Below are 12,327 nucleotides of genomic sequence, written 5' to 3'. Positions count from 1 at the left end.
ATCTTCCCGTCCTTTTATTGATATTCCGTACTGCTCGTTCTAAAACAATTTAATACCGTCAGTTAACAGGTAAAACTCCTTTAGGTGTTCCGGAATATTTGCCGGCAGTACAATCTTATTGCTGGTTAGTCGTACCTGACAACTCTCGTCCTCTTTATCAAGTTTATTAGCTCCGTTATTTTCATATACACTGTTTTATTTTGTTACAAAATTTTACTTTCATATGCCCTATTTAAGGAGTGCTATATACCGCGAACTCCCGCGTTGCCGAAAGTTTACCGTTTGTAATTACTAGATTTCTTGTCACAAACTAATTCAAGAAAACTATCTCTCGTCGATACGTGTTTGTGGCTCATCTAATTCGGCTCTTAAATAAGTCTTGTATTAAGGTTTTGTTTTTCTACAACAAAGTCTTTGCCAAAATTTTACATGAAAAAATTCCTTCTGACAGGTTATATACATTCTATTTATTAATACCGAACCCTTGACATAATTCTTCGATAGAATCCACATAATTTTTAACAATTAAAAATTCTCGAAATTAATTTGAGAATTAAAAGGATCGCTTATCTTTGTACTGTAGTTAACAATTAAAACTAAAATAGTTCATTTAAAATCATTTGATGTGGTGTCCAATATGGTGTCCATTTCTTTAAGTGAAAAAACAAAATACTGAGTATCAGAGCACTGTAAAAATATTGATGGTCCCAGCGGGATCACCATATTGGACAAGCGAATTTTACAATCGCTTGTCCTTTTTTTTGACGTTCTAAATCCTTGATAACCTGATAGATAAACATAACTCCTTCATTCATTCTCTCGGTTCGAAAGCCATCATCTTCAAAATATAGTTTTTCGGGAAAGGACGAACCAATAATCTCTCCCTTTTCCGCTACATTACACTCTGCCCAATAGCTTTAATTTATAAATGGTTTTATCCTTATCCGTAAATTCATACGCTCCGGTGATGATTTCTTTGATTTGTTGTACATAATTCATATTAATAATTACTACACCGTCATGACTATCAAGAATGTATCATTAGTCTTTCAGTTTTTCAAACTTCCCAGTTTTGTCTAAAACGTAGCTTTCGTCTTTAAAAATTGGCTTTGCTTCATTCATCCAATTTGAACTGGTTACCACTATTTTGTCTTTTTCTATTTTGCTGGTTTTGCCGAAGGCGGATTCCGCAATTTCATCGTAGGCAATTTCCAGTTTGTCAATTATTTTGTCGTTTTTATCTACAGTAAGTAATATCGTAAACAGTTCGTTCTCACCGCCCTGATAGGTAACGGCAACCGAGGTAAAGTTTTCGGAGAAAGGCATTTTGTAGTTTATGCGAAAATTGGTTGCATCCTTACGTTTCGGATCAAACTTGATCCGTTTCAGAAAACCATTGTCACGCGTCCCTAATTTTTCAAAATTATCAAACGTGGTACTGTCCGTTATCGGAAATTTGTGTTCGGGAAGATTTGCCAACAAGTCCGTTTTAGCAATGGAAATTTCTTTATCTGCTTTTGCAGGAATGCTGTCTTTTGCAACGCTTTCCGTAGCTTTCCTTTCAGTCTTGCTGTTGCAGGCAGTGAAAAGAAATGCGGTTGCTAAACATATTGTAATAATTTTTTTCATTTTACTTTTCTTTTTAAGCCGTTGCTGTCAAATTATATATCGTAAGTTTGTACTGGTGTAATAAATATTAAATATAAAAGATCGTGAAGTATTATCTTGGATAAAAAAGCTCCATCTACTGCTTTAAATTAAAAATTAATAAAGGTAAAACCTATTTTTCATATTAAGGACAGCAGATTCATTGAGTTAAAGCCAGAGAGTATTTCGTTATACTATACCTTGCTCTGCAAGAATTTTGGTGTAATATTTTTCCAACGTTTTTGTATCTACCGTCCTTGCTTCAGATTTATCATCGTTTTTATCATTATAGTTAAGCCATTTTTCGTACAAATGCTCAAATGTTTTTATGCCATTTTCAGTTAAATCACTGTTGGTGTAATACATCCGAATGATGCGTCCCAGCTGATCGATTGGCTGTTTTTTAAGCAGTTTCTTTTCGTAGCAAAAGCGCAGAAAAGTAGTATGGTGGTTATATAATTTTGTCATAATATCGGGATAACTGGCGTAGCTTTCTATCATAGCAGCTATGTCTGCTACAAACTCTTGCTCAAAATACAAATCGTTGTAAGTGGTGTTTATAGCCTGTTCCAAAAGCACTATATTTTCCAAACCTTCTATGCAGATTAATTTATAGTAACCCCAATCAAAAGAAGTTTCTTCAGGTGCATCAGGTAATAATTTTTTCAGGTTTTCGGTAGAAACCAACAGCAGTTTGTTATCGAAAAGTACACCAATTCGCTTCCCATTTTTATACAAAATATAGTCACTGAACATAGCTTCAATCATAATGTTAGCTATGCTTTTAGTTTTCTTTCGAAAATCTTCTTTGAATGTTTTGGTTGTCATATCTATTCTGATTAGTTATTTGACTTGCTTCGGCTGATTTACGACAGTGGCGTATAGCCGTCACACCCGATGTCGCGGATTTGTATCCCTGGCTTTGCTTATTTATACACACGGATTACAAATCTGCGTGATTGGGTATTTCTTTATATTATTGGTTTGTCATAAGCGTCTCCCAATTTTTCAAAATTGTCTTGCAGCCAATACCAATGTTGTCCTTTATTTTGGTAAAGTTTTATCAATAAATCGCTGAAATTTTTCGCGACAATTGCCGATTCTCCTTGTATTGAGCGGGTCTATTATATTCATTTTTTTACTCATTATTTGATTTTAAGTATTCCCAGTTTGCCGTTGTAGAAATAATTTCCATTTTCTGTAATCAGATAACATTCTGATGCAGACTTAAATTTCCTTTCGCCAAGCTGGTAATAAAACAGTTTGTGCATCGTTCCCAGTCTGTTGGTATTGGTCCATTTTGTGGTAATGCTTTTGTCAAATTCCTTTAGCTTTTTTAGTTTTTCGTCCACATTTATATCTGTAATATTCTTGGCAAAAGTGGTATCCGCTTTTACTTTTGTGGTGTACCCAGGTGCTAAAAACATCGCATCATTTATGATCACGTCATTTTTTTCATTGATGCGTATAGGATATTTTGAATCTACCGTTTCTGAAAGATACGTTTTTCCGCTGATTACATTTTTAATCGCAATGCTGTTTTTTATAACAACGTCTGTAACTGCTTTTTCGTTACTTTTTATGTTTTTGGTATCGGCAGAAACCTGTTGTTGAGTTTGCACAACATAAACCGAATCATTTACAAACGTGATAAAAGGTTGCAATGAAACCGAATCTTTTTTCTCAACGAAAACAACTTCTCCGTTTTTAATTAGTTTTTCCAAGATAGGTACGTTCGGGTGCTTGTCCTCACTGGTGCAGGATTGGAGCAGAAATGCTGTTATAAAAAATAATAGGCTTACATTTTTCATTTTACCTTTTTTAAAATCAGTTGCTGGTCTGTTCTTTCTATACTGTACTTGCGGGTGTAGGACTGTGGCGTATGCAATATCTGTTTCATCCATTTATAAAGTTACTTATATAAGAACACCCATGTTATGCCCGCCCCTATAAATACCAGAGAAAGCAGGATGAATAGGATCAGCGCTGTTCGGCAACCAAAGGTCTCTTCAATCCAGGCAATATTGAATAATCCTTCACCTCCTTCAAACAACCAGCTCCAGCGCCTGATGGAACCGTATAACAATATAATGCCTACAAAAAACAATATCCAGCCGTAACTATTCGGGTTTTGTTGAAAATAACCTGCCAGTTGGTCTATGTAACTTTTATCTGTTGTTTGCTCCATAATTATTTACTGTTGTTTAATTGACATACTCTATAGAAGTTAGCAAGAGTCGGGAATAGCATTTATATCATATCAATTGGTTATTTCCATGATTAACACATCAAAGTCTTTGCCAAAATTTTGGTTTAAGATGAAGCCTTATATCACTTAAAATTTTATTTAGTGGTGTTTAATTTTCTAAAATTCACTCCATAGATATTAATTATTTTTTGTTCTTTTTCTAGCTTTTCAAAAAAGTTCAAGGTGTCATTAAATGGATTTTTGAAATATTTTGTCAGATGTTTTAAATCAGTTGTCGTTTCAAGGAAATTATAGAAGAAATAAGGATCAAGGTTAGCAACACTTTCTTTATCTCCAAGTGAAACCTCAAGAATTTGTCCTGTTGTCAAATTCTTAAACATACAATGCTCGCCGTGAACATCAAACCACCAATTGTCAGATAGATTTTCTTTTCCATTGAATAAATCTGCATTTTGTATTTCAAAATAGTGTCCCGCTTGAATTTCTGCTTTCTTAGGTTGGTCTGTTTCATTAATTAACTTGTCAATAAGCAATTGGGCAATGGTTTTGTAGTTGTCCATAGCTTTCAATAATTCTCGTTCAATCTCGTTAGTGAGCATAATTAAGGTTAAAGTTGTTGATATATAATAGGAGTTATAGTGTCATTTTTTTTAAGTTTCTAGGTCATCTTTATAAGCTTGCTTATATAGCCTGATGATTGTTGATAATATGCCTATCCGTTCATCTTCAGTAATTTTACGCCGATTATCCCATCTTTTAATGCTGGCAGGGTCTATGAGCGGGAATCTGGCCGATATATCACAAATCAAGGCTTCATCACCTTTTTGAAAAAACAGTTCTTCGCCCCGGCCTAATATCTTAAGTTTATAAGTGGCTGCATCCTGGTCTATAAAAGCAAAGGCTCCGGTAAGGGAATCTTTTATTTCGTTTTGCATTCTTCCTCACTGCTTGTAAACTTTGCAACATAGAAGTTTTCGATAATGGCTCTTATCCTGTCGAGCTCATTCTTGTCGGTTTCCATAGCTATATCTATTCAATTATTAAATGTAGGTTTCGCTTTAAAAATTCTTTTGTCAAAAATGAGAAAAACGCTTCTTTGTCAATATCCGCGTGAGCATTCATATTTGTCCAATGCAACGTATTAATGTTTTAGCAGCTGCCATTCCATTTCCCTTATCTTTTAGAACTGTGTACTCTTTACCAAGTTTAAATGTGATTTCAATCGTATTACTCTGGTATTTATCCCTATACTCCCAAATCCCAGCAAAAATAGATTTAATGTTTTCCGGGATTTCCTTCTCTTGCGCCTGTAAAGATTGCGAACCGCATAATAATAAAATGAAAAGCAATTTTTTCATACCACCGTCATGAGTTTACCTGAGATTTTTAAAATTTTTGAATTAGTGTTATTACAGCTATTATTGGTTTCTAATAGGATTATAAATTATTCCGCTAACTTCAATGACTTTTAATTTTTTCCTTAAATTTACTCCCCACAAATTCGTTGCCAAAAATTTCACCTAAAAGCTTCAGCATTTTTGGGTAGAGCAAGATTTTATTTTGTCTTAATAGTAACGTTATCATCATTTACCAACTGTTTGAACTATGTAGCTAAAGTTAAGCCACAGTTTTTCTTAATTTATTGAAAAAGGGATGCCAATAGGTCCTGTTAATCTTTTTTTATACATTTTTCGAAAAGGGGGCAGATCATATAAAGTCAAGTTTAATCATTTTATAATCATGCTGCATTTCTGAACTTACTAGGTGGCCTGAGTAATCCGTATCAAAAAATAGTTCATGACAAAACCAGTTGTTATTTCCAATGTAAACAATATTTTTTTTTACGCAAACTTTGTCCGGATCGGTTAGGAACCCTGTTCCTTCAGCTTTTAAAGCTGCCTCTTTTAATGTCCACATTCTATAAAATTCTCGCAATGGGTCAACTGCTGCCCTTATGTGTAGCCATTCCGTTGCATTCATGATTTGATGCATTTCTGAGAAATTGATTGGCTTTACCTCTTCAATGTCAATACCAACCTTCAATCCTTCCGCTATAGCGCAGAAAATATAATTACCTGAGTGACTTATGTTAAAGTCAATATGGTCATACAGATAAGGTTTTCCAAAAGGGGTATATTTCACCTCATCAAGAGATATATTTGGTATTCCGAAATCTCGCATGCCCTCGATCAACAATAATCTACCAAGTAATTTTCTTGTTTTGTCTTCTTCCAGCTTATATCGTGAAATGATATCTCGAAATTTAACGGGCAGAAATGCCAGCCACTGCATTAGAATGGCTGGCATATTTTCCGCGTTGAATCGGGTGTAAAATATCTTTACGCTCACTTTATAGCACACCTAAATATTTACAGAATGCCTCCACGCTGTTGCGATTAATTTTGGGAATCTCTATATCGCTATTTTTTATAAAGCGCTTGGTGTTGCTTATATCAAAATCAGGCGTATTCTGATGAATCTCTATAAGCGACTTGTTGTCATAAGCCTTGAATTTGAATAAATTGAGGAGCGGGTATAGAGGACTGTTTTCATCTGCTTCCCAAAGTGCCAACCAATCCTGATAAGGGACTGGCTGTAAGTCAAATTTAAATTCCTGTCTAAGCATTTCAAAAAATTCCGTTACTGTCATGTTATCTTTCGGTTCCGGACTTAAATGAAAAACCTGTCCTATAGATACTGGATTTTTGGAAATATGTGCAATTGCCTTACTCACAAAATCAACCATAATCAGCTCTTCCTTCTGATTGACCAACGTTGGATATGTTTTTAACTGAATACATGTTTTGATCAAGAGGGACCACCATTGATAACTCGCTGTTGCACCTGTCTTACTATGGCAAAAAACATAGCCAAGCCGGAAAATGATGATAGGAACACCTTGTTTGATCGCTTCTTGTGCAACTTGCTCCATGACCCATTTACTCTGGATATACCCCATGTCGCGGCTCAGATATTTAAAAGCACTTTTTATGTCGGTATCTTCCTTCAGAAGAGCTGGTTTGGTAAAATAATGTTCCCAGCTAAAAGCACCTACGGTCGATAGCAAGGACAACTGTTTTAATTTGTAGGTTGTCACAAATCTGATCAATTTATGTAATGCGTCAACATTTGCTGCCCGCATATACGAATATGGTTGTATAAAATTCACGGAACTACCAGCATGGTATACTACATCAATGATTTTGGTCAAGTGGTCATAACCGCCGGCATCCAGTCCTAAAAACGGTTTTGCGAGATCTCCGCATAAATAATTGATACGTGCTTGGTTGTAACTATCTAATGAAATATGCTGGTCTGTCATGGTTTTTAACAGACGAATTTTGGCCTGTTTTTTATCTTCAGCACGAATTAATAAATATATGTCGGCCGTGGTTGATTTAAGCAGCTCAATTAAAATATTGACTCCAACGAAACCCGTTACACCGGTCAGCAGAATAGCATCAGGGTTTTCAAAATCTCCTTTCTCTACGGTATTAAACATAAAAAAATCAGAAGGTACTGTTGCATCTTTTTTAATCTCACCGCTCAACGGATCTTCTCCTAAACCGTATTCGTGAATGTATGGGTTTGCATCCCTTTCTTCTATTAAATCCGCTAGCTTTCTGATCGTACTGTTTAAATAGAGTTCACCTAACGTGAGCTTATTTGGATATTCTGCATATAGTTTATTATAAAGTTTGGTAAGTAAGAGTGAATGGCCGCCAAGATGGAAAAAGTCATCCTCCAGACTCGTTATTTTGGATTCAAGGACCTCGTTCCAGATTTTCTTTATTGTTTTTTCATACTGATTTAGGCTATCTTCATCCAGATCTTTTGTTTCTTTAATCCTATCTTCGGCTATTGAAGAAAGCACCTGCCAGTCAATTTTACCATTTGTTTTCAAGGGCAAGTTTTCAATGTGGTAAATCTCATTCGGTATCATATACGCGGGAAGTTTTTTGCTTAATTCATTTCTAAGATCTGAAGCTTGGGCTTGCCCTGTCACAAAAGCACGTAACAATTTCACATCTTCTGAAGACTGATGAACATGGACGACCGCGTTTATTACCCCTTTCGTCTGACAGATCAATTTCTCTATTTCTGACAATTCAATCCGATAACCTCTGATCTTAACCTGATGATCAGATCTACCTACAAATTCTACCATCCCGTCTTCTAATGATTTAACTAAATCCCCGGTTTTATACATTCTCATGTAAAAGCTGGACTTTTCTTCAACAATTGAGTTTTGGATAAATTTCTCGGCGGTCAGTTCAGGATTATTCAGGTATCCGCGCGACAATTGAATTCCAGAAATGTAAAGCTCTCCGACAACGTTTGGGGGAACAGGCCTTAAATATTGATCCAGGACATAAAAATGCATATTATTGATCGGACGACCGATGGTATTCTGTGGATGAATATCATCAAACGTAAACTGATTTACAGCTACGGTAGCCTCCGTCGGTCCATACATATTAAATAATTTCACCTGCTTTTTCCAATATTGACTGACATTCGGCGGACAGGTTTCCGCCCCGGTACCAATGGTCTTTAATAACGGTAGCTTGAAGTCCTGGGGTATGGTAGAGAGTACAGATGGTGAAATGAAAGGGAGTGCAGTGATCGAATGCAGCGAAATAAACTCGGCAAGATGTGTACCAAGAAGTTTGTTGTTTGGATATAAATAGATCGTTGCGCCCTTTGTTAAGGGGATCCAAAGATCGATCATAGAGCCGTCGAAATTATATGCTGAAAACTGCAATGTGCTGTCTTCTTTTGCCAGCGCCAGAAGGTTGCCGTATTCTGTAATAAAATTTCCTAAGGACTGATGTGCTATCATAACTCCTTTAGGAGTACCAGTGGTTCCGGATGTGTGTATTACATAGACGAGATCCTCGTCATTATGGGTATCGCAATAGCTTCGATTTATCAATTCGAAAGGGGTAGCTAACAACTGCTCGATACTGAAAATATCGTATTGTAATTCAGTAATATTTTTCGAATGGTTTTCTGAAGCAATGATCGCCTTTGGTTTTACATCCGCAAGAATTAATCCGAGCCTTTCCAGTGGATAGCTTATATCCAATGGAACATATGCTCCGCCGGCTTTGATGATGGCCAACAAAGAAATGATCCTTTCGATAGACTGTTCCTGGAAACATGCGACAAAGTCATTCGGTCGAACTCCGAAAGCAATAAGTTGATTGGCAACATGACTCGACTTTTGGTCAAGATCATGATAAGAAATAGCTTGGCCAGAAATAATAAGTGCATTTTTAGCGGGTGTTTTTTTTACTTGTTCCTCAAAGAGTGCTATCAATTTTTGGGGCTTTTCCGTGAGCTGTGCTGATCTTATTTCCAAATCAGATAATAAAGATCCCAGCTTGATTTCTCCAATTTTCTGATTTGGATCTATGGCGATTGATTCGAGGATAAATATAAATGCCGTCGCCATTTCCCCGATTGTCTTTTCTTTGAATAGAGCATTATTATAGTCGATATTAACAGCTATTCCTTTTTCTGTTGGAATAGCTTCAAACTGTAGATCAAACTTAGACTTTCCGTTAAAAACCCATTGAAAGCCTTTGGGATTAACAGGTGCGATATTTTCTGTTTCCTCAGGTGGGGTCTGAAGTACGAAAACATGCTGGAATAAGGGATTGTGCCCGGCGAAACGGTCTTTGATGACATGATTGACGATGGTTTCCAGCGGAACCGACTGATGCTTAAAGATTTCGGAAATTATTGTCGCATTGAGTTTTAACAGTTCTGAAAATTTGGGGTTATTCTCAATTTTCATGCGTATGGGAAGCATGTTGGCAAAATACCCTATCGCTCTGTCAAAAGGATAAAAACGGTTTGCCGTTGGGCTCCCGATACAAATATCCGATTGGCCACTGTAATATTGCATCAGGAGACCAAAAGCGGATAGTAGTGTAGTGTATAAGGTAGTATTATTGTCCTGCGCTAGGTTTTGTAACTTATGAATTAGATTTTCACCCAGCTCAAAGTGATATTGCTTTCCTTCATCTGTATCAACTGATCGCCCTCTAAAATCATGCGCAAGCTGAAGGATGGGGACTCCATCTAGGTAATTTTTCCAAAACTCGATGCCCTCCGCAAAATTTTGTCTGGATTGCCAGTGTACGTAATTTCTATATTCATAATTTGTTATCGCCTCAAAATCTTGATCATCGATGATTTTCTGATAGAGGTCATTCAGCTCCTCGACAATAAGAGGCATGGACCACCCGTCTGTAACGATATGGTGAATCATCAAAAATAATGATACAGGCCTATTGTCTTTATAAATTACAGAGGCACGAATCATGTAATCTCTTTCTAGATCGAAAGGGATTCTAACGATCTTTTTTACATCATCAGGATGATGTAACTTCTCAAGCAGCCAATTCTTTTCGGTCATTAGAGACAGAAGGTTCGTTGAATCTTTTTCGTTTATAACCGTTCTTAAAATACTATGCTTTCTGATCAATTGTCTAAAAGCCTTTTCTAAAACTCCGAACGAGATCTTTTCATCTAAGGTATAAACTGCCCCCACATGATACGCAACGCTTCCGCGCAACTTGTCCAAGAAATGGAGACTCTGCTGTTGAATGGACAACCTATCAAAGGTACCGCTGTACAGAACGGGCTCATTCTTACTATTTTTTTTCTTGACCATGTATTCTTCTAGCCCGTAAATGGTTGGATGTAAAAAGAGGTCCGCGGCATCAAGGTGGAGACCATATTTTTGACGAACTTTTGTTGTCAATCTGTATGCAAAAATGGAATTACCTCCGAATTGGAAAAAATTGTCATGAATGCCAACGGATTTCGTTTTTAAAATTTCGCTCCAGACTGATGCGATCTGCCGCTGAAATTCGCTGATGGGAGCAACGAAAGAATTTCTCTTTTCTTCAGTCGGTTTCAGTTCTTTTAAAAGAGATTTATCAATTTTTCCATTTGCGGTGAGCGGAAAAGCATCTACTTCCAAAAATTTGGATGGAATCATGTAAGCAGGTAACCTTTCGAAGAGATAGTTCCTTAGATCGTGAGCCAACGTATTCTTGTTCGGGAAATTTTTATAATAACATATCAATTGCTTTTCACCTAGTTCCTCTCTAACAATCACTACGCTATTTTCTGAAAGCCCGGATTGACGGATATTTTCTTCAATCTCTGAAGGTTCGACTCTAAAGCCCCTTATTTTGACCTGCTGGTCAGCCCTTCCAATAAATTCAATCGTACCGTCCGCCGATCCGCGAACGAGATCTCCTGTTTTATAGACCCTTACAGCTTCTCCATTTGGGGTAATATAATGTAAAAACCTTTCTGATGTCAGCTTGGGTTGATTATAGTACCCCCTGGAAACCTGTATACCACCAATGTATAGCTCTCCAATTTCATTGGGCTGAACGGTTTCCATCTGTTCATTTAAAATATAAAAATCAACATTAGGAAGCGGTTTTCCGATGGTATTTATAGGATGTTCATCATCAAATTTAAATCCACAGACAACAACAGTTGTCTCTGTGGGGCCATAAATGTTAATTAGTTCAACTTGCTGTTTCCAATATGCTATAACGTTTGCAATCGGAGCTTCGCCACCCGTACAGATTTTTTTTAGGTTTCCTATAGGTCTATCTTGCGGCAGAGTTGCCAATATGGAAACTGGCAAATAAGGCAGGATAGTTATTTTATTCTTGCAGATGAATTCTAAAAGTGGCTCACCAATAATTCTGTTGTCGGGATAAAGATATACTGTAATTCCCAATGAAAGGGGAACCCATAAATCCAAAACAATCCCGTCAAAATTTGAAGAGGAAATATTGAGGGCAACATCTTCTTCCCCTACCTTTAGAAAATCACCGAATGATCTAATAAAATTTTCCAGGCCGATATGTTCTGCCATAACAGCTTTTGGCTGGCCCGTACTTCCGGACGTATAGGCTAGATAGGCGATCCCTTTTTCAGTAGAACGATCTATTTTTGCTGGCTCTATTTTTTCGAATTCACTCCGCTGTTGGTCAATAAAAATAATTTCTCCTTTATAAAATTTAAATTTTTCAGAAAATTCTTTTGTTGTAAAAAGTACTGGACTGTTTGTTTCTTCTAATATATGTGTAAGTCTTGTTTCGGGATATAACGGATCAAGTGAAACATAAGCGCCGCCGGATTTCCAGATCGAAAGCATAACAACCACCTTATCAATGGATTGGTTAAGACAAAAGCAGATAGGGATATTGGTGGATATCCGCCGAAGCTTCAAATAGTTTGCAATCTGGTTCGATCGCGCTTCTAACTCTGAGAACGAAATTTTGTTTCCTTCGGAAATAAGAGCTACTTTTTTGGGATTGAGACTTGCTGAAGTTTCAAATAAAGATAAAACTGACAATTTTTGTGTTAACATTTTGTTTACTTTGATTTATTATGGCATTTATTTTTGTTGTAACATAAAATTATAATAA

General features: G+C 36.5%; 9 protein-coding genes. All 9 read right to left on the bottom strand.

From position 1 onward, the window contains the following. Positions 1 to 1,041 precede the first annotated feature (1,041 nt). Positions 1,042 to 1,629, bottom strand: a complete 588-nt coding sequence (locus tag ABTV71_RS12045) for a hypothetical protein (protein ID WP_433903348.1) — start codon at positions 1,627 to 1,629, stop codon at positions 1,042 to 1,044. 207 nt (positions 1,630 to 1,836) lie between these two features. Further along, positions 1,837 to 2,475, bottom strand: a complete 639-nt coding sequence (locus ABTV71_RS12040) for a hypothetical protein (RefSeq protein ID WP_121122088.1) — start codon at positions 2,473 to 2,475, stop codon at positions 1,837 to 1,839. A 317-nt stretch (positions 2,476 to 2,792) separates the two neighbouring features. Then, complete coding sequence (locus ABTV71_RS12035; protein ID WP_433903347.1) at positions 2,793 to 3,551, bottom strand: hypothetical protein; 759 nt, start codon at positions 3,549 to 3,551, stop codon at positions 2,793 to 2,795. Between the two features lie 8 nt (positions 3,552 to 3,559). Beyond that, a complete protein-coding gene (locus tag ABTV71_RS12030) occupies positions 3,560 to 3,835 on the bottom strand; it encodes a hypothetical protein (protein WP_433903346.1) in 276 nt (91 codons plus the stop codon). Positions 3,836 to 3,990: 155 nt separating this feature from the next. Beyond that, on the bottom strand, positions 3,991 to 4,455 hold the full coding sequence (locus tag ABTV71_RS12025; protein ID WP_433903345.1) for a DUF6896 domain-containing protein: 465 nt from the start codon (positions 4,453 to 4,455) through the stop codon (positions 3,991 to 3,993). Between the two features lie 51 nt (positions 4,456 to 4,506). Beyond that, positions 4,507 to 4,791: a hypothetical protein gene (locus tag ABTV71_RS12020; protein ID WP_433903344.1), complete on the bottom strand. Its 285-nt coding sequence runs from the start codon at positions 4,789 to 4,791 to the stop codon at positions 4,507 to 4,509. A 183-nt stretch (positions 4,792 to 4,974) separates the two neighbouring features. After that, positions 4,975 to 5,214 carry a hypothetical protein gene (locus ABTV71_RS12015; protein ID WP_121122076.1) on the bottom strand — a complete coding sequence of 80 codons (240 nt, stop codon included), beginning with the start codon at positions 5,212 to 5,214 and terminating at the stop codon, positions 4,975 to 4,977. A 349-nt stretch (positions 5,215 to 5,563) separates the two neighbouring features. Continuing rightward, positions 5,564 to 6,163 (bottom strand): 4'-phosphopantetheinyl transferase family protein, encoded by a 600-nt coding sequence (locus ABTV71_RS12010; RefSeq protein ID WP_121122074.1) that lies wholly within the window; start codon positions 6,161 to 6,163, stop codon positions 5,564 to 5,566. A 43-nt stretch (positions 6,164 to 6,206) separates the two neighbouring features. Further along, positions 6,207 to 12,269 carry an amino acid adenylation domain-containing protein gene (locus tag ABTV71_RS12005; RefSeq protein WP_433903343.1) on the bottom strand — a complete coding sequence of 2,021 codons (6,063 nt, stop codon included), beginning with the start codon at positions 12,267 to 12,269 and terminating at the stop codon, positions 6,207 to 6,209. Between the last annotated feature and the right edge of the window lie 58 nt (positions 12,270 to 12,327).

Origin of the sequence: Sphingobacterium puteale (assembly GCF_050986225.1) — a bacterium.
Taxonomy (GTDB): Bacteria; Bacteroidota; Bacteroidia; order Sphingobacteriales; family Sphingobacteriaceae; genus Sphingobacterium; species Sphingobacterium puteale.
Note: the sequence above shows the minus strand (reverse complement) of the source record. Positions and strands in the feature narration are given on the sequence as shown.